Source organism: Sphaerotilus hippei (assembly GCF_003201595.1).
Taxonomy (GTDB): domain Bacteria; phylum Pseudomonadota; class Gammaproteobacteria; order Burkholderiales; family Burkholderiaceae_C; genus Sphaerotilus; species Sphaerotilus hippei.
Genome location: NZ_QJJS01000014.1, coordinates 16,711 through 33,426, shown reverse-complemented (window position 1 = coordinate 33,426; position 16,716 = coordinate 16,711). Strand labels below are relative to the sequence as shown.

General features: G+C 72.3%; 19 protein-coding genes. 13 read left to right on the top strand and 6 right to left on the bottom strand.

The window, feature by feature from the left end:
* Positions 1-12 precede the first annotated feature (12 nt).
* Genes C7444_RS14315 through C7444_RS14290 form a run of 7 tightly spaced genes read left to right on the top strand, consistent with a single transcriptional unit; the run spans position 13 to position 4,257 of the window.
* On the top strand, positions 13-387 hold the full coding sequence (locus tag C7444_RS14315) for a response regulator (protein WP_110401532.1): 375 nt from the start codon (positions 13-15) through the stop codon (positions 385-387).
* Positions 388-422: 35 nt separating this feature from the next.
* Entirely contained in the window at positions 423-1,274 is an 852-nt protein-coding gene (locus C7444_RS14310; RefSeq protein ID WP_110401531.1) for an STAS domain-containing protein, read from the top strand.
* 3 nt (positions 1,275-1,277) lie between these two features.
* Positions 1,278-1,688 carry an STAS domain-containing protein gene (locus tag C7444_RS14305; RefSeq protein ID WP_110401530.1) on the top strand — a complete coding sequence of 137 codons (411 nt, stop codon included), beginning with the start codon at positions 1,278-1,280 and terminating at the stop codon, positions 1,686-1,688.
* Positions 1,669-2,073: an ATP-binding protein gene (locus tag C7444_RS14300; protein WP_110401529.1), complete on the top strand. Its 405-nt coding sequence runs from the start codon at positions 1,669-1,671 to the stop codon at positions 2,071-2,073. The genes C7444_RS14305 and C7444_RS14300 overlap by 20 nt, the downstream gene beginning before the upstream one ends.
* Positions 2,073-2,555, top strand: a complete 483-nt coding sequence (locus tag C7444_RS20295) for an ATP-binding protein (protein WP_170130762.1) — start codon at positions 2,073-2,075, stop codon at positions 2,553-2,555. Before C7444_RS14300 ends, C7444_RS20295 begins: the two co-directional genes overlap by 1 nt.
* Positions 2,552-3,193 (top strand): SpoIIE family protein phosphatase, encoded by a 642-nt coding sequence (locus C7444_RS14295; RefSeq protein WP_170130761.1) that lies wholly within the window; start codon positions 2,552-2,554, stop codon positions 3,191-3,193. The genes C7444_RS20295 and C7444_RS14295 overlap by 4 nt, the downstream gene beginning before the upstream one ends.
* Positions 3,190-4,257 (top strand): sensor histidine kinase, encoded by a 1,068-nt coding sequence (locus C7444_RS14290; protein ID WP_110401527.1) that lies wholly within the window; start codon positions 3,190-3,192, stop codon positions 4,255-4,257. The genes C7444_RS14295 and C7444_RS14290 overlap by 4 nt, the downstream gene beginning before the upstream one ends.
* Before the next feature lie 10 nt (positions 4,258-4,267).
* Here the strand turns inward: C7444_RS14290 and leuE are convergent, their stop codons facing one another.
* Positions 4,268-4,915, bottom strand: coding sequence for a leucine efflux protein LeuE (gene leuE / locus C7444_RS14285; protein ID WP_110401526.1), 648 nt, complete (start codon positions 4,913-4,915; stop codon positions 4,268-4,270).
* 90 nt (positions 4,916-5,005) lie between these two features.
* Here leuE and C7444_RS14280 point away from each other — a divergent pair, with 90 nt between their 5' ends.
* Positions 5,006-5,260 carry a ParD-like family protein gene (locus C7444_RS14280; protein WP_110401525.1) on the top strand — a complete coding sequence of 85 codons (255 nt, stop codon included), beginning with the start codon at positions 5,006-5,008 and terminating at the stop codon, positions 5,258-5,260.
* Complete coding sequence (gene map, locus C7444_RS14275; protein WP_110401524.1) at positions 5,257-6,048, top strand: type I methionyl aminopeptidase; 792 nt, start codon at positions 5,257-5,259, stop codon at positions 6,046-6,048. The genes C7444_RS14280 and map overlap by 4 nt, the downstream gene beginning before the upstream one ends.
* Before the next feature lie 39 nt (positions 6,049-6,087).
* On the opposite strand, the gene C7444_RS14270 is transcribed toward map, so the two are convergent.
* Positions 6,088-6,369 (bottom strand): DUF427 domain-containing protein, encoded by a 282-nt coding sequence (locus tag C7444_RS14270; protein ID WP_110401523.1) that lies wholly within the window; start codon positions 6,367-6,369, stop codon positions 6,088-6,090.
* 185 nt (positions 6,370-6,554) lie between these two features.
* On the opposite strand from C7444_RS14270, the gene C7444_RS14265 reads away from it, so the two are divergent.
* A complete protein-coding gene (locus tag C7444_RS14265) occupies positions 6,555-9,140 on the top strand; it encodes a cation-translocating P-type ATPase (RefSeq protein WP_245909578.1) in 2,586 nt (861 codons plus the stop codon).
* Between the two features lie 7 nt (positions 9,141-9,147).
* On the opposite strand, the gene C7444_RS20290 is transcribed toward C7444_RS14265, so the two are convergent.
* The gene (locus C7444_RS20290) at positions 9,148-9,381 is read right to left on the bottom strand and encodes a hypothetical protein (protein ID WP_170130760.1); all 234 of its coding nucleotides are present in this window, start codon (positions 9,379-9,381) and stop codon (positions 9,148-9,150) included.
* 173 nt (positions 9,382-9,554) lie between these two features.
* On the opposite strand from C7444_RS20290, the gene nifE reads away from it, so the two are divergent.
* Positions 9,555-11,006 (top strand): nitrogenase iron-molybdenum cofactor biosynthesis protein NifE, encoded by a 1,452-nt coding sequence (nifE, locus tag C7444_RS14260; RefSeq protein WP_110401522.1) that lies wholly within the window; start codon positions 9,555-9,557, stop codon positions 11,004-11,006.
* A 19-nt stretch (positions 11,007-11,025) separates the two neighbouring features.
* On the opposite strand, the gene C7444_RS14255 is transcribed toward nifE, so the two are convergent.
* The 3 genes from C7444_RS14255 to C7444_RS14245 form a co-directional block, all read right to left on the bottom strand.
* Positions 11,026-11,514: an SRPBCC family protein gene (locus C7444_RS14255; protein WP_110401521.1), complete on the bottom strand. Its 489-nt coding sequence runs from the start codon at positions 11,512-11,514 to the stop codon at positions 11,026-11,028.
* Positions 11,515-11,615: 101 nt separating this feature from the next.
* A complete protein-coding gene (locus C7444_RS14250; protein ID WP_245909577.1) occupies positions 11,616-12,917 on the bottom strand; it encodes a M16 family metallopeptidase in 1,302 nt (433 codons plus the stop codon).
* A gap of 60 nt (positions 12,918-12,977) precedes the next feature.
* Entirely contained in the window at positions 12,978-14,312 is a 1,335-nt protein-coding gene (locus tag C7444_RS14245) for a ferredoxin reductase family protein (RefSeq protein ID WP_110401520.1), read from the bottom strand.
* A 159-nt stretch (positions 14,313-14,471) separates the two neighbouring features.
* On the opposite strand from C7444_RS14245, the gene C7444_RS14240 reads away from it, so the two are divergent.
* Both C7444_RS14240 and C7444_RS14235 read left to right on the top strand, forming a co-directional pair.
* The gene (locus C7444_RS14240) at positions 14,472-15,152 is read left to right on the top strand and encodes a heavy metal response regulator transcription factor (RefSeq protein ID WP_110401519.1); all 681 of its coding nucleotides are present in this window, start codon (positions 14,472-14,474) and stop codon (positions 15,150-15,152) included.
* Positions 15,149-16,591: a heavy metal sensor histidine kinase gene (locus tag C7444_RS14235; RefSeq protein ID WP_110401518.1), complete on the top strand. Its 1,443-nt coding sequence runs from the start codon at positions 15,149-15,151 to the stop codon at positions 16,589-16,591. The genes C7444_RS14240 and C7444_RS14235 overlap by 4 nt, the downstream gene beginning before the upstream one ends.
* Positions 16,592-16,716: the final 125 nt, after the last annotated feature.

Here is a 16,716-nt window from a genome sequence, read left to right as displayed (position 1 = left end):
GGACTCACCGACATGGCCCGCATCCTCCTGGTCGACGACGACACCCTGCTGCGCGACACCGTGCGCCAGCTGCTGGCCCTGGACGGTCACCACGTCAGCGAGGCCGAGGACGGCGCGTCGGCCCTCACGCAGCTGCGCCAGGGCCTGTCGGTCGACCTGGTGATCACCGACATGCTGATGCCGGTGATGGATGGTGCCCAGCTGATCGTCGAGCTCAAGAAGCTCCGGCCGCAGGTGCCGGTGATCGCCATTTCGGGGGGGCGGCGCAGCCTGTCGCCCCAGTTCAGCCTGGACACGGCCCAGATCGCCGGTGCGGCACAATTGCTGCCGAAGCCGTTCGGCCGTGCCGCCCTGCAGGCGGCGGTGAGAACGGCGCTCCCCACCTGACCTGACCAGCGACGTGCGCGAGCGCACGGTGTGACATGACCACTCTGCCCCGCACCCTGCGCGCCCTCATCGCCGATCACCATGAGGCGGTGCTGGAGGACTGGCGCCACCGCCTCGCTCCCGAGGCGGTGATCGACCTCGACGGCCCCGAGCTGCGCCTGGAGATGAACGAGCTGCTCGTGGCGATGCAGAACGCGCTGGGCGCGGAGCTGTCCGAGACCGCGCAGGCCGACCTGCGCGGCCTGGACGTCGTGCTGCGCAACGCCAGCCAGGTGCGCGCCGCCCGGGGCCTGTCGCCGGAGGGCTCCGTCCAGTTCGTGCTGGCCGCCAAGGATGCGCTGCTGTCCCTGGTGCTCGCACATGGCCCCGACGACGCCGAGCAGCGCAGCCGGGCGACGCTGCAGATCCAGGCGCTGTCGGATCGCTGCGTGCTGACGCTGGTGTCGCAGTTCGTCGCCACCCGCGAGGGCGTGATCCGCAGCCAGGCGCAGTCGCTGCTCGACATGTCGACGCCGGTCATCACGCTGTGGGACTCCATCCTGCTGCTGCCGCTGGTCGGCGTGCTCGACTCGGTGCGGGCGGTGCAGGTGGCCGAGCGCCTGCTCGAAGCCATCGGCCGCACCGAAGCCGAGGTGACGCTGATCGACGTCACCGGCGTGCCGGTGATGGACACCAGCGTGGCCCGTCACCTGCTGCGCACCGTCGCGGCCGCCGAGATGCTCGGCACCCGCGTGATCCTCACCGGCATCAGCCCGACCACCGCCCAGACCATGGTCAAGCTGGGCATCGACCTGTCGTCGGTGCCGACCCGGGGCTCGCTGAAGGCGGGTGTCGCGCTCGCGCTGACGATGACCGGCCGCCGCGTGACGGCCGGCCGGGCGGACTGAGCCATGCGAGTCCCGCTGTTGCGCCTGAACGCGCAGATCCTGATCGTGCCGCTGCATGCCGACGTCAACGACGACGGCGTGCTGGATTTCCAGGACGACGTCACCAACCGGGTCGCCCGCGACCAGGTCAAGGGCGTGGTGATCGACGTCAGCGCGCTCGACGTGGTCGACTCCTACATGGCCCGGGTGCTCAACGACACCGCCCGCATGCTGCGCCTGCTGGGCGCCAGCGTGGTCGTCTGCGGGGTGCAGCCGTCCGTGGCGCTGACCCTGGTCGAGATGGGTCGCAACCTGGTGGACGTTCCCACCGCCTTCAACCTCGAGCGGGCGCTGGTGCGCCTGCAGTCGATGATGGCGTCGGCCGATGCGGCCTGGTCTGCCGAGGGAGCGCCCGATGAGCCGACGCACGATTGAGCTCGGCGCCAGCGCCGACCTGCTCAAGGCCCGCCTGGACGCCCGCGAGATGGCGCAGGCCGCCGGCCTGGGGGTGATGGACCAGACCCGTTTCGCGACCGCCGTCTCCGAGCTCGGCCGCAACGCGCTGGTCTATGGCGGGGGCGGTGCCTGCGTGCTCGAGGACCGCTCGGACACGCTGCAGGTGCGCCTGCTGGCCGAGGTCTGCGACCAGGGCCCCGGCATCGCCGACATCGAGCAGGCCATGGGCGAGGGCTATTCGACCAGCGGCAGCCTCGGCGCCGGCCTGCCGGGCACCCGGCGCCTGGTGGATCGCTTCGACCTGCAGTCGGGCAGCGACGGCACGGTCGTGCGCATCGAGATCGTCCGGCGGCGGCGCGGCTGATGGCCCTGCCCTTGACCCGCCCGGACCGGGACCCCTCCGGTGGCCTGCCGGTGGCCAGCCACCTGCAGCTGACGGTGCAGCGCGAGTCCGACGTGCCCCAGGTGGTCGCCGCCGCCCGGCAGTTCTGCCTCGGCCACGGCTTCACGCCGCTGCTGGCCGCCCATGTGGCCACCGCCGCGTCCGAGCTCGCCAACAACCTGTGGATGCACACCACCCGGGGCGGCGTGCTGCGCCTGCGTCTGCTGCGCTCGCCGGTGCGTGACGGCGTGGAGCTGCTGGCCAGCGACGACGGCCCTGGCATCGCCGACATCACCCTCGCGCTGAGCGAGGGCTACAGCACCGGCGGGGGCATGGGCTGCGGCCTGCCCGGCGTGCAGCGCCTGATGGACGAGTTCGAGCTGGTGTCCGAGCCCGGTGCGGGCACCCGCGTGTGTGCCCGCAAGTGGTCACACGCGCCGCGCATCGAGCCGGGGCTGCGGTGAGCGGCCTGCTGCTGGCCTCGAGCTGCCAGCCCGTGGCGGGCGAGGCGGACTGCGGCGACCTCGTCGCCTGCGTGCCGGCCCGGCCGCGGGCCGACGGTGCCGAGCCGGCGGCCCGCTGGCTGGTGGTGATCGACGGCCTCGGACATGGTCCGCTGGCGGCGCAGGCGGCCCGCCGTGCGCTGGCGACGCTCGAGGCCGCGGCCCGCAGCGGCGTGGCCGACGCGGACCCGCCGGCCATGCTCAGGCGGATGGACGCGGCGCTGATCGACGGCCGCGGGGCGGCGGTCGGCCTGGTCTGGCTGCAGGATGGCTGGCTGCGCCACGCCGGCATCGGCAATACGCGGGTGCTGCGCTGGCGCGACGGCAGCACGCTGCGCCTGCCCTCGCGCTACGGCATCGTCGGCGACGGCTCCTTCGTGTCGGACCGGTCCGCCCAGGGCCTGCTGCAGGCTGATGTCGACGTGCAGCCCGGCGACTGGCTGCTGCTGTTCACCGATGGCCTGGACGAGCGCCTGCAGCTGCCGCTGATGCTGCCCGAGTGGCAGGCCGATCCGGTCCGCCTGTGTGCCCACCTGATGTCGGCCTGGCGCCATCCGCGCGATGACGCCGGGGTGCTGGCCTGCCGGGTGCTGCCGTGATCGTCACGCCGCTGGTGCCGGCCTACCGGGCGCTGCTCGAGCGTTACCTGTCGGTCGACGACGGCCTGCAGCGCGAGAGCGTGCTGCTGGCGGCGTCCGAGCTGGCCAAGTCCCTGCTGCCCCGGCGCGTGAGCATGGACGACATGCTGTCCCTGCACCAGCGCGCCCAGGCCCAGCTGGCGGCCGGCTGCCTGGAGCGGGGCGCCGCGCCCGAGCGCATGCGCATGCACCAGCGGCTGGCCGCCGGCGAGGCGATGCCGCTGATGCTGGCCATCCTGCTGCCCCAGCAGATCGACGAGCAATGGCAGGCCGAGCAGCGCTGGCGCGAGGAGCACGACAAGCTCCAGGACAGCGTGCGCCAGAACGAGAAGCTGCGGGCGGTGGCCACGCTGGCCGCCGGCGTGGCGCACGACTTCAACAACCTGCTGGGCTCGATCATCGGCCTGGCCGAGCTGTGCGAGGTCACGGCCGAGCCCGGCTCGCAGCAGGCCCGCAACCTGGGCGGCATCCTGCAGGCCAGCCAGCGGGCCGCCGGCCTGGTCGCCCAGCTGCTCAGCTTCGCCCGCGAACGACCGCCCGCGCTCGACACCCTCTCGATGGCCGGCCTGCTGCGCCAGGGCGAGGCGATCCTCGCGGCCAGCCTGCCGCGTGGCCAGCAACTGGTGATTGAGCCGATCGAGGACAGCCAGGTGCGCGCCGATGCGGCCCAGATCGGCCAGGTGCTGCTCAACCTGGTGAAGAACGCCGGGGACGCGCAGCGCCGCCAGGGCGGCACGGTGCGTGTCGTGCTCGACCGCTGCCCGGGCGACGATGGCGCCGTGATGGCCCGCGTGCGGGTGATCGACCACGGCGAGGGCATCGCCCCCGAGGTCCTGCCCCGCATCTTCGAGCCCTTCTTCACGACCAAGGCCGTCAACGAAGGCACGGGCCTGGGCCTGGCCTCGGCCCACGGCATCGTGCGCCACCACGGCGGGCGCCTGGACGCCAGCAGCCGGCCGGGCGAGCCGACGGTGTTCAGCCTGCGGCTGCCGGTGTTCGAGGGCGCGGCCCCGCCCGGGGCCTGAACGGCCGGCCTCAGCGCAGCGACGCGCTCGCCAGCTTGGCCCCGAAGCCGATGAACAGCGTGCCCACCGCGCCGGTGGCCGCCGCCGACAGGCGCCGGCGGCGGCGCACCATCGAGGCCAGTCGCACGCCGCCGAAGATCAGCGCGGTCAGGTAGAGCGCGCTGCACAGTTGCACGATCGTGCCCAGGATGACGAAGGACAGCGCCGGATGTTCGTAGGCCGGCGAGACGAACTGGATGAAGAAGGACACGAAGAACAGGATCGCCTTCGGGTTCATCAGGCTGATGAACAGCGCGGTGCGGAAGGGCCGGGTGTGCTCGACGGGCATCGCCGCGAGCTCGCCGGTGCGCGGATCGCGCCAGGCCTGCCAGGCGGCCTTCAGCAGCTTCAGGCCCATCCAGGCGAGGTAGGCTGCGCCCGCGTACTTGATGGCCATGAACAGCGCCGGGGTGCTGCGCAGCAGCGAGGCCGCGCCAGTGGCCGACAGCACCATCAGGATGGTGTCGCCCAGGAACACGCCGGCCGCGCCGCGGTAGCCCATCGCGACGCCCAGGCGCGAGGCCACCGTCATCACGTAGATGGAGTTGGGCCCCGGCAGCAGCACGATGAAGATCGTGCCGATGATGAAGGCGGTGAGGTCGGTGATGCCGTAGGTCATGGGGGGATTCTGGCACCGGCCGGTGCCGTGACGAGCGTGGAGAAGCAGGATGTTATTATACGAACCATATACATTTCGGATATTTCTGCCGTGGGCATCGTCAAGATTTCAGACCAGATGCACGAGAGCCTGCGCCTGGCCGGCACCGCACTCTCGCGCTCCATCAACGCGCAGGCCGAGCACTGGATGCGGGTGGGCATGCTCGCCGAGCTGCATCCGCAGCTGCGCCACAGCGACATCTGCCAGCTGCTGATCCGGATCGAGCAGGCCGGTGGATTCGACCTGAGGACGGTGGCGGCCTGCGTCGCGCCCGAGGCAGCCACCGCCGGGGAGGTCCGGCCATGAAGAAGGTGACCCTGCGTTCGCCCGCCGAGATCGCGCTGGCCCGTGAGGCCGGCCGGCTGGCCGCCCTCGTGCTGAGCATGATCACGCCGCACGTCCGCCCCGGCGTGAGCACCGAGGAGCTGGACCGGATCTGCCACGACTTCATCGTCGACGAGCTGAAGGTGATCCCGGCCAACGTCGGCTACCACGGCTTCCCCAAGACGGTGTGCGCGTCGGTCAACCACGTGGTCTGCCACGGCATCCCGTCGGCGGCCAAGATCCTGAGGAAGGGCGACATCCTCAACCTCGACGTGGCGATCATCAAGGACGGCTGGTACGGCGACACCAGCCGCATGTACTTCGTCGGCGAGCCCGGCCCGCTGGCGCGGCGCCTGGTGAACACGACCTACGAGGCCATGCGCGCGGGCATCCTGAAGGTGCGCCCCGGCGCCACGCTCGGCGATGTCGGGGCGGCCATCCAGGACGTCGCCCATCGTGCGGGCTTCAGCGTCGTGCACGAGTACTGCGGGCACGGCATCGGGCAGGTCTACCACGACGCGCCCCAGGTCTGCCACTACGGCCAGGCCGGCCAGGGCCTGCGCCTGGAGCCGGGCATGGTCTTCACCATCGAGCCGATGATCAACGCCGGCAAGCGGGCGGTGAAGGAGCTGGCCGACGGCTGGACCGTGGTGACGCGTGACCATTCGCTCTCCGCGCAATGGGAGCACATGGTCGCCGTGACGCCCGGGGGCTTCGAGCTCCTGACCGCGTGGCCCGACGGGCTGGGTGACTACGCGGCCATCGGCTGAGCCGGGTGGCGCGGCGGCCGCGCGGTCCCGCCGCGCGGCTCATTCCTCGATGCGCACGCCCTTCCAGAACGCCATGCGGCCCCGGATCTGCTCGGCGGCCTCGCGCGGCTCGGGGTAGTGCCAGACCGCGTCGGGGTTGACGTCGCCGTTGACGAAGAGGTTGTGGTAGCGGCACTCGCCCTTCCACGAGCACATCGTGCGCAGGTTGCTGGGCAGCAGGTATTCGGGCTTCACGGCCGAGGCCGGGAAGTAGTGGTTGCCTTCGATGACGACGGTGTCGTCGCTCTCGGCCACGGTGACGCCGTTCCAGATGGCTTTCATGGGAGGTTCCGGGGTGAGGGAGAAGTGCACATCGTAGTGCGCGTCGTGCGCGGGGCGCTGGCCTGACGCAGCTCAAGCATCGGGCCCGGGCCGGGCTCGAGGTCACGGGGTCTGTGGCACGCTCGGGGCCGGCAGCCCATCCCGTCGCCGCGGCGGGGCGGCTGTACGACGGAGGCCCGTGCATCGTGATCGATCCCGACAGCCGCACCACGAGCGCCGCCCCGCCCCTGCGCGAGGGTGGCCTGAGCCGGGCCGAGGCGGCCGCGGCGCTGCGGCGTGACGGCCCCAACGAGCTGGCCGCCTCGCGGCCCCGCAGCGTGTGGCGGCTGGTGCGCGACATCACCCTCGAGCCGATGTTCCTGCTGCTGGTGGCCTGCGGCGTCCTCTACCTGGCGCTGGGCGACCGCCAGGAGGCGCTGATGCTGCTGGGCTTCGTCTTCGTGGTGATGGCCATCAGCGGCGTGCAGCAGCGGCGCAGCGAACGTTCGCTGGACGCCCTGCGTGACCTGTCCAGCCCGCGGGCGCGGGTCGTGCGCGACGGGGTGCCGCAGCAGGTGGCCGCCCGCGAGCTGGTCGTCGGGGACACCGTGATGCTGGCCGAGGGCGACCGGGTGCCGGCCGATCTGGTGCTGACGCAGGCCCGCCACCTCGCGGTCGACGAGTCGCTGCTGACCGGCGAGTCGGAGCCGGTGGACCGGCCGGAGGTCGGCGCGCCCGCGGCCGCCCCGGCGCCGGCCGACGCGGCGGCCTGGACGGTGTACGCGGGCACGCTGGTCACCCGTGGCCAGGCCCGGGGCCGGGTCGTGGCCACCGGTGCCCGCAGTGCGCTGGGTCGCATCGGCCAGTCGCTGGCCACCATCGAGACCGGGCTGACCCCGATCCAGCGCGAGACCCGCCAGGTCGTCCGGCGCATCGCGATCGTCGGCCTGGCGCTGGCCGCGGTGCTGGCCGTGGCCCGGGGCGTGGTGCTCGGTGACGCGCTGCAGGGCCTGCTGGCCGGCCTGACGCTGGCGATGGCCATCCTGCCCGAGGAGCTGCCGGTGGTGCTGTCGCTCTTCCTCGGGCTGGGCGCCTGGCGGCTGGCGCGCGAGAAGGTGCTGGCGCGCAGCATCCCGGCGGTGGAGCTGCTCGGCGCGACCACGGTGCTGTGCGTGGACAAGACCGGCACGCTGACCTTCAACCGCATGGCCGTCTCCCGCCTGTGGTCCGAGCAGGACGAGGCCGACCTGGGCCCGGCGGCGGCCCCGGTGCTGCAGGAGGCGCTGCACGGCCTGCTCGAGCACGCCGTGCTCGCCAGCCATCGCCGCACCTTCGACCCGATGGAGGCCGCCATCGGCGAGGCCGGTCAGCGCTGGCTGGCCGATACCGGTCATCTGCACGGCGACTGGACCCTGGTGGACGACTACCCCCTGTCGAGCGAGATGCTGGCGATGTCGCGGGTCTGGCAGTCGCCCGACCGGCGTGAGCGCCTGATCGCGGCCAAGGGCGCCCCCGAGGCCATCGTCGACCTGTGCCACCTCGACACGGCGCGCGGCGAGCGCATCGCCGACCAGGTCCGGCGTCTGGCCGCCGGGGGGCTGCGGGTGCTGGGCGTGGCGCGGGCGACCTTCCCGGCCGGGACCCTGCCCAGCCTGCAGCACGACTTCGCCTACGAGTTCCTGGGCCTGGTGGCGCTGGAGGACCCGGTGCGGCCCGACGTGCCGGCGGCCATCGTCGAGTGCCGCCAGGCCGGCATCCGGGTGGTGATGATGACCGGTGACCACCCGGCCACGGCCCTGTCGGTGGCCCGCCAGGCCGGTCTGCAGGCCGATGCGCCGGCGATGACCGGCAGCGAGCTGGCCACGCTCGACGACGCGGCGCTGCAGCAGCGCCTGGCCCGCACCCACGTGTTCTGCCGCGTCCAGCCGCAGCAGAAGCTGAGGCTGGTGCGGGCCTTCCAGGCGCGGGGCGAGGTCGTGGCCATGACCGGCGACGGCGTCAACGACGCGCCGGCACTGAAGGCCGCCGACATCGGCGTGGCCATGGGCGCCCGTGGCACGGAGGTGGCACGCGAGGCGGCGGCGCTGGTGCTGCTCGACGACGACTTCGCCTCGCTGGTGACGGCGGTGCGCCACGGGCGGCGGGTGTTCGCCAATCTGCGCAAGGCCATCGTCTTCGTCGTGGCCGCCCACGTGCCGATCATCGGCCTGTCGATCGCGCCGCTGCTGTTCGGCTGGCCGCTGCTGCTGATGCCGGTGCACATCCTGTTCCTGCAGCTGGTGATCGATCCGGCCTGCTCGGTGGTGTTCGAGGCCGAGCCCCTGGAGGCCGGCGCGATGCGCCAGCGCCCCCGCCGCCCGGACCAGCGCCTGTTCGATGCGAGCGTGCTGGCCCGCGGACTGTGGCAGGGCACGGGCCTGCTGCTGCTGTTGCTGCTGGTGCATGCCGCAGCGCGCCACCTCGGCGCCGCCGACCCCCGGCGTGACGAGGTGGCCCGTGCCGTGACCTTCGCCGTGCTGGTGCTGTGCAACCTCGGGCTGATCGACGTGAACCGTTCCTGGTGCCGCCCCACCTGGCCACGGGCCGGGCGGCCCAACCGGCCCTTCGTCGCCGTCACCCTCGCCACGCTGCTGATGCTGGCCGGGGTGCTCGGGGTGCCGGCGCTCGGCGGCCTGTTCGCCTTCGCCCCGCCCGGCGCCACGCTGGGGCTGGCCGGGCTGGCGGCGGTGGGGGTCGGCCTGCTGTGGTTCGAGGCCGTCAAGCACCGGCTGCGGCCGCGGGCCCAGGCGTGAAGCGGCATCAGGTCATGTGCAGCAGTCCGCGGCCCGATGCCGTCGCCGCTTCGCCCGGGTGATGGTTCAGGTTCAGCGGCATGGAGATGAAGGCCGTCAGCACGACCGGAACGAGGGTCAGGGCAATGACCCCGGCCAGGCGGGACAGGAAGAAGTGCAGATCGGTGTTCATGGGGTGTCGCTCGGTGAGTGGTGTCGGTGGCGTCATCATCACGATCGGGCATGAACCGGCGCTGAACACGGACCGGAGCCTGCCCCGCCTGCCCGATCGTGTCGGCTTTGTCGTGAACCCGCCATCCTGACGAGGGCGGACAGGCCGCGCAAGCCCTTGATTCGAAAGGACCTGCGGCGGGCGGGCCGGCTGGCACCGATTCTGCAAACGCCTGTGGCAACGCCAACCCCCGGAGGCCCCGCATGTCCGCTTCGCTGAACGCCAAGATTGCCGACGTCTTCGACGAGCCCGGTTGCGACAAGAACCAGGGCAAGTCCGAGAAGGAGCGCAAGAAGGGCTGCACCAAGCAGCTGACGCCGGGTGCGGCGGCCGGCGGCTGCGCCTTCGACGGCGCCAAGATCGCGCTGCAGCCCATCGTCGACGTGGCCCATCTGGTGCACGGACCGATCGCCTGCGAAGGCAACAGCTGGGACAACCGCCACAGCGCCTCAAGCGGCGCCTCGACCTACCGCACCGGCTTCACCACCGACATCAACGAGCTCGACGTCATCTACGGCGCCGAGAAGCGCCTGTTCAAGGCCATCCGCGAGATCATCGACAAGGTCGATCCGCCGGCGATCTTCGTCTACCAGACCTGCGTGACCGGCCTGATCGGCGACGACATCGAGGCGGTGTGCAAGCGCGCGGCCGAGAAGTTCGGCAAGCCGGTGATCCCGGTCAACGCGCCGGGGTTCGCCGGGCCGAAGAACCTGGGCAACAAGCTCGGCGCCGAGGCGCTGCTTGACTACGTGGTCGGCACGATGGAGCCCGAATACACCACGCCGTACGACATCAACATCATCGGCGAATACAACCTGAGCGGCGAGCTCTGGCAGATCAAGCCGCTGCTCGACGCGCTGGGCGTGCGCATCCTCAGCTGCATCTCGGGCGACGGCCGCTACGCCGAAGTGGCCTCGGCGCACCGCGCCAAGGCCAACATGATGGTGTGCTCCAAGTCGATGATCAACATCGCCACCAAGATGGAGAAGCGCTGGGGCATCCCCTACTTCGAAGGCTCGTTCTACGGCATCGGCGACATGAGCGAGACGCTGCGCGAGATCGCGCGGCTGCTGGTCCAGACCGGCGCGCCGGCCGACCTGAAGGACCGCACCGAAGCCCTGATCGCCGCCGAGGAGGCGCGTGCCTGGGAGCGCATCCGCGCCTACCGGGAGCGGCTGCAGGGCAAGAAGGTGCTGCTGATCACCGGTGGCGTGAAGAGCTGGTCGGTGGTCTCGGCGCTGCAGGAGGCCGGCCTCGAGGTGGTCGGCACCAGCGTCAAGAAATCGACCAAGGAAGACAAGCAGAAGCTCAAGGAGATCATGGGCGAGGACGCCGACGCCCACATGATCGACGACATGACGCCGCGCCAGATGTACGCGATGCTGCGTGACGCCAAGGCCGACATCATGCTCAGCGGCGGGCGCAGCCAGTTCGTCGCGCTGAAGGCCCGCATGCCCTGGATGGACATCAACCAGGAGCGCCACCACGCCTTCGCCGGCTACGAGGGCATGATCACGATGATTGCCGAGATCGACAAGGCGCTCTTCAACCCGATGTGGCGCGAGGTGCGCACCCCCGCGCCCTGGGAGACCTTCGATCCGCTGCTGGTCGAGCAGAGCGCCGATCAGCTGGCCGCCGAGGTGGCGCCGGCCTGACCGGACCGGCCCGCCGGCGTCAGTCCAGCTGCTGCGCGAGGGCCTCGAGCTGGTCGATGCACAGGTTCCAGCCCTCGAAGAAGCCCATGTCGGCGTGGCGGTCGCGGGTGGCCGCGTCGGGATGCATCACGGTGGCGGTGTAGCGCGTGCAGCCCTCGCCCTCGTCGGCCAGCGTGATGACGGCCGTCATGGCCATCCACGGGGTGGCGGGCCGACCGTCGGCCAGCAGCATCGAGGTCATCACCAGGCGCTGCTGCGGCACCACGTCCAGGAAGCTGCCCGGGTTGTCGCTGCTGCCGCCGTCGGGGCCCCGCATGAAGGTGTGGAAGGCCCCGCCGGGGCGCAGGTCGAAGGCGCGCACCTCGGTGGTCCAGGGCCGGGGACACCACCATTGCGCGAGCAGCCCGGGATCGCTCCAGGCCCGCCACAGCGCGGCGCGTGGCGCCCGCAGCAGGCGCGAGATGACCAGGTCGGTGGGTTCGGCGGTGGCAGGCTGGGCGTCAGGCATCGGTGCGCTCCTCGGGCGGTGGTCCATGCACCGCAGCCTCGCGGCCGCAGCTCAGGCGCCGATGGTGGCGCGGGCCGGCGGAAAGTCAACCGGCGCCGCCCTCAGGCCGGCGTGTCCACCCGGTCGACGAACAGGGCCTGCGCCCGCTCGCGGGCCCGGGCCGGCACGCGGCCGGCCAGGGCCACCGCCGCGGGGCTGTCCAGCAGTTGCCGGAACACCGCCTGCACCTCGGCCGCCGTCACCGCCTCCAGCCGCCGCAGCCCGTCCTGCGGATCGCGCAGCCGGCCGAGCGTGAAGAGGTCCTGGGCGGCGACCTCGAGGCGGCGCGAGGGCTGCTCGAGCGCCCGCAGCGCGCGCACGGTCAGCTGCCGGCGGGCGCGCTCCAGGCCGACCGGGTCGATGGGCTCGTCGGCATGCTGGCGCAGCAGCCGGGCGACCTCGACGAACAGTTCCTCGGCCTGCTCGGGGGCGGTGGCCGCGTCGATGATGAACTGGCCGGTGAACGGCAGCACGTCGGCCGAGCAGCCGACGAAATAGGCCAGGCCGCGGCGTTCGCGGATCTGGTCGAGCAGCGGCGAGCTCATGCCCTCGCCCAGCAGCGCGGCCGCCAGCACATGGGCGACATGGTGCTCGTCGGCCAGCAGCGGCGTCTCGTAGCCCAGCACCGCGTGGCACTGCGAGCAGCCGGCCATGCGGCGCACCTTCAGCCCGCCCACCCAGGCCGCCGGCTGCACGGTGTTGGCGCTGCCGCCGGGCATCGTGCCGAAGGCGGCCTCGACCGCCCGCACGAAGGGCGCCGGGTCGTCGATCGGGCCGGCCGCGGCGACGACCACGTTGGCGGCGCTGTACTGGCGGCCCACGTAGGCCAGCAGCTCGTCGCGGCTGAAGCGCTCGATGTTGGCGCGGCGGCCGATCACGGGCTGGCCGGCCGGGTGGCTCATGCCGTAGGCGGCCCGGTCGAAGAGCTGGAAGGCCACGGCCGCCGGGTCCTCCTCCACCTCGGTGAGCTCGTGCAGGATGACCTGGCGCTCGCGCTCGAGCTCGTCGGCCGGGAAGGTGCTGTGCAGCACGATGTCGGCCAGCAGCGGCACGAAGGTGCCCAGGTCGCCCGGCAGCCCCTCGATGTGGAAGGCGGTGTGGTCCTTGTCGGTGTGGGCGTTGACCTCGGCGCCCAGGCGCTCGGCGTCGAGGTTGATGCGCTGGCAGTCGCGCGTGGCCGTGCCCTTGAAGGCCATGTGCTCCACCACGTGGCTGATGCCCGACAGCCGGCGCGACTCGTGCAGGCCGCCGGTGCGGATGAACACGCTCAGGCTGGTGGTCTGGCGCCAGGGCATCGTGAGGGTGACCACACGCAGGCCGTTGGGCAGCGTGGCGAGGTGGGAGGTGGTGCGGGAGGAGTCCAAGGCGGCAGGGTCGGCAAGCGGGTCGGGACCCGCAGTGTCGCGCAATGCGGCCGTCCCGGCTCAGCGCATCTGGAACAGTTCCTGGTGGAAACGCCCCGAGCCCAGTCCGAGGCGGCCGAAGGCGCGGCGCAGCGCCCGCCCGAAGCCGGCCGGGCCGCAGAACCAGACGTCCGCGCCCTGCCAGTCGGGCACCGCGGCGGTGATGCGGTCGGCGTCCAGGCGGCCCGCGCCGTCGTCGACGATCAGGTGCAGCCGCACCCGGGCCCGCTCGGCGCTGGCCTGCACCCGCGCGCGCACCGTGTCCTCGAGGCTGCGCACCGACCAGAACAGGTCGACCGCCGGCGCGTCGGTCCCGGTCGCCGAGGCGCACGCGGCCATGCGGGCCAGGAAGGGCGTGATGCCGATGCCGCCGGCCACCCAGATCTGGCGCCGGGCGGCGCCGTCGAACACGAAGCGCCCGTAGGGGCCCTCGACGGTGCAGCGGGTGCCGACCTTCAGGCTGCGCTGCAGCGCCCGGGTGTGGTCGCCCAGCGCCTTGATGACAAAACGCAGGCGGCCGTCGCCCTGCCAGGCCGAGGCGATGGTGTAGGGGTGCGGGCCCTCGGCCGGGTCGAAGCCGACGAAGGCGAACTGCCCGGCCTGGTGGCCGGCCCAGGGACCCTGCAGGCGCAGGTCGACCTGCAGCACCTGGGCGGCCTCGTGGAACTCGACGGCGTCGACCTCGGCCTGCACCTGCCGGTCGATGCCGACCCGGCGCCGCAGCGACACCACCGCGGCGACCGAGCCGGCGGCCATCAGCAGCGTCATCAGCGGGCCGAGCGCCCCGCTCCACCAGCCGAAGGGCATCAGCAGCACCGAGTGCAGCACCAGGGCCAGGTAGACGACGGCGATCCAGCGGTGGGTCCGGAAGAAGGCCTTGTACGGAAAGCGCTTGATCAGCGCCAGGGCCAGCAGCACGACAACGGCGTAGAAGGCGTATTCACCGATGGTCTCGGCCAGGTGGCGCTGCTCGCGGAAGAACTGGAACACCGGGTTGGACTCCGGCGCGCGCGGCGGGCGCACCGGCCGCGTCACCCAGCCCAGGTCGATCAGGTAGCGCGGCGACTTGGCCAGCGCCCAGTGCACGATGGCCAGCACCAGCCCGGTGATGCCCAGCCACTTGTGCAGGCGGTACATCTTGTCGAGGCCGCCCAGGCCGGGCTCGGCCCGGCGCGGGCGCACCGCCAGCACCATCGCCACGCTCATCACCGCGATGCCCAGCTCGCCGGTCAGGTTGGTGAAGGCGCTGCGCCAGGCGAAGTAGTTGCCGCTGCCCACCCAGGACGAGTCGGCGAGCCACCACAGCGCGCTCAGCGCGGCGGCGAAGACGAGGTAGAAACGCTGGATGGCTTTCATGGCGCGGACCCTGCGGATGGCCGGGCATCGGTGGATGATCAGACTGCATCGTAGGCAGGCGCGCCTGACACGATGCCGATCGCCGGCTGACAGACCTGTCAGCCACGCCGGCGTGTGGCGGCGCGACAATCCGGCCATGCGCAACCGTGGTCCGCTCCCATGAAACTCCTGGTCATCGACGACGACGCGCGGGCGCTGAACTACCTCGGCCGCGGCCTGCGCGAGCAGGGTTTCATGGTCGACACCGCCGCCGACGGCCTCGAGGGCCTGCACCTGGCGAGCACCGGCGACTACGACGTCATCGTGCTCGACGGCATGCTGCCGGGCCTGGACGGCCTGCAGGTGCTGCAGCAGCTGCGCCGCACCCACCAGACGCCGGTGATCATGCTGACCGCGCGCGACGGGGTGGCCGACCGGGTCCAGGGCCTGCAGCAGGGGGCCGACGACTACCTCGTCAAGCCCTTCTCCTTCACCGAACTGGTAGCGCGGCTGCAGGCGCTGGTGCGGCGGGCCGCCCCGCGCGAGGCCGGGCCGCTGGTGCTGGGCGACCTCAGCCTCGACCCGGTGTCCTGCCAGGCCTCGCGGGCCGGCCAGCGCATCGCGCTGACGGCCAAGGAGTTCCTGCTGCTGGCCACGCTGCTGCGCCGCCGCGGCCAGGTGCTCTCCAAGACCGTGCTGGCCGAGCTGGTCTGGGACATCCACTTCGACAGCGACCTGAACGTGGTCGAGGCCGCGATCAAGCGGCTGCGCGCGAAGATCGACGACGGCCATGCCCAGCGCCTGCTGCACACCGTGCGTGGCATGGGTTACGTGCTCGAGTGCCGCGACGAGCCGTCATGACCGGGCTGGCGCAGCGGCTGCCACTGCCCCGCTCGATCGCCGGGCGGCTGGCCGCGCTGTTCGCGGCGCTGTCGCTGCTGGTGTTCGGGCTCTGCGCCGCGGTGCTCTACGGGCACCTGCGCGAGGTCATCGAACACGAGCGCCGGCACGCCCAGCGCATCAAGCTCGAGCTGGTCGTGCAGATGGTCGACCGCCTGCGGGCCGGCGGACCGGTGGCGGCGCACTGGCCGCGCATCGAGGCCGAGCTGGCGGTGCTGGCCCGCAGCGACCGGTCGACCCATTTCTGGGTCTTCTGCGACGAGGCGGGCCGCCCGGGCTGCAGTGCGCCGCGCCCGGCGCTGGAGGCGGTGGCGCCGGGGCCGGACTGGACACCGCTGACGGCCGAGGCGGCCGCGGTGACGGTGGTGTCGAAGGCGCCCGGCGCGGTGCTGCAGATGATCAGCAAGGACCTGGCGGGCCTGCCGCCCGGTGACCGGGTCCGGGTGGTCGTGGGCAGCCACGTCGGGCGGGCCGGCTTCATGCTGGAGCGCTTTGCCTGGCTGATCGCCGCGGTCTCGCTCAGCGGTGCGCTGGCCATGGCCTTCCTGGGCGGGGCGCTGGCCCGCTGGACGCTGCGGCCGGTGCGCCGCCTGTCCGAGGCCGCGAGCACGATCGGGCCGCAGCAGCTGTCGCTGCGGCTGCCGCTGCCGGACGCGGCCGACGAGCTCGATGCCCTGGTGCGGGCCTTCAACAGTGCGCTGGACCGGCTGCAGGAGGCCTTCCTGCAGATGCAGACCTTCAACGCCGACGTCGCCCACGAGCTGCGCACGCCGCTGACGACGCTGATCGGCGCGACCCAGGTGGCGCTGTCCCGCCCTCGTGAGGCGCAGGACCTGCGCGAGGTGCTGGCCGGCAACCTCGAGGACGCCGAGCGCCTGGCGACCATGGTGCGCGACATGCTGTTCCTGGCCCGGGCCGACCATGGCGAGCAGGCCCTGACCCTGCAGCCGACCGACCTGCGCGTGCTGGCCACCGAGACCCTCGAGTTCTTCGAGCCCCTGCTCGAGGAGCAGGGCCGCGAGGTCGTGCTGCACGGCCAGGCCCGCGCGCTCGTCAATCCGGGCCTGCTCAAGCGCGCGCTGTCCAACCTGATCGCCAATGCGCTGCAGTACGGCGACCCGGCCGGCCCCGTCACCGTCGAGCTCGGCCAGGACGGATCCGCCGTCCGGCTGGAGGTCGTCAACCCCGGCCCGCCGCTGGACGAGTCGACGCAGCGGCGCATGTTCGACCGCTTCTACCGCGCCGACGCGGCCCGCGGCCGCGAGGGCCAGCACGCCGGGCTGGGCCTGGCCATCGTGAAGGCGGTCGCGACCATGCACGGCGGCACCGTCCAGGTCCGCTCGCACGCCGGCCAGGTGGCCATCGGACTGCGGCTGCCGCAGCAGGCCGCTCCGGGCTGAGCGCGCGGAGGGTTTGTCTCAAACCCTGCAAACCGCGCGACAGTCACCGCCGCCGCGCCCGCGGGGCCGAGCCAAGTGCTTGTCAGCACACGAGATGCACGCTGGCATCGTTTCTGCAATGAGCC

Bases quoted from the DNA above. Each gene is read 5' to 3' on its own strand.
- C7444_RS14240 (WP_110401519.1), top strand. From the start codon at position 14,472: ATGAAACTCCTGGTCATCGACGACGACGCGCGGGCGCTGAACTACCTC.
- C7444_RS14245 (WP_110401520.1), bottom strand. From the start codon at position 14,312: ATGAAAGCCATCCAGCGTTTCTACCTCGTCTTCGCCGCCGCGCTGAGC.
- C7444_RS14300 (WP_110401529.1), top strand. From the start codon at position 1,669: ATGAGCCGACGCACGATTGAGCTCGGCGCCAGCGCCGACCTGCTCAAG.
- C7444_RS14305 (WP_110401530.1), top strand. From the start codon at position 1,278: ATGCGAGTCCCGCTGTTGCGCCTGAACGCGCAGATCCTGATCGTGCCG.
- leuE (WP_110401526.1), bottom strand. From the start codon at position 4,915: ATGACCTACGGCATCACCGACCTCACCGCCTTCATCATCGGCACGATC.
- map (WP_110401524.1), top strand. From the start codon at position 5,257: ATGAAGAAGGTGACCCTGCGTTCGCCCGCCGAGATCGCGCTGGCCCGT.
- C7444_RS14235 (WP_110401518.1), top strand. From the start codon at position 15,149: ATGACCGGGCTGGCGCAGCGGCTGCCACTGCCCCGCTCGATCGCCGGG.
- C7444_RS20295 (WP_170130762.1), top strand. From the start codon at position 2,073: ATGGCCCTGCCCTTGACCCGCCCGGACCGGGACCCCTCCGGTGGCCTG.
- C7444_RS14255 (WP_110401521.1), bottom strand. From the start codon at position 11,514: ATGCCTGACGCCCAGCCTGCCACCGCCGAACCCACCGACCTGGTCATC.
- C7444_RS14270 (WP_110401523.1), bottom strand. From the start codon at position 6,369: ATGAAAGCCATCTGGAACGGCGTCACCGTGGCCGAGAGCGACGACACC.
- nifE (WP_110401522.1), top strand. From the start codon at position 9,555: ATGTCCGCTTCGCTGAACGCCAAGATTGCCGACGTCTTCGACGAGCCC.
- C7444_RS14315 (WP_110401532.1), top strand. From the start codon at position 13: ATGGCCCGCATCCTCCTGGTCGACGACGACACCCTGCTGCGCGACACC.
- C7444_RS14310 (WP_110401531.1), top strand. From the start codon at position 423: ATGACCACTCTGCCCCGCACCCTGCGCGCCCTCATCGCCGATCACCAT.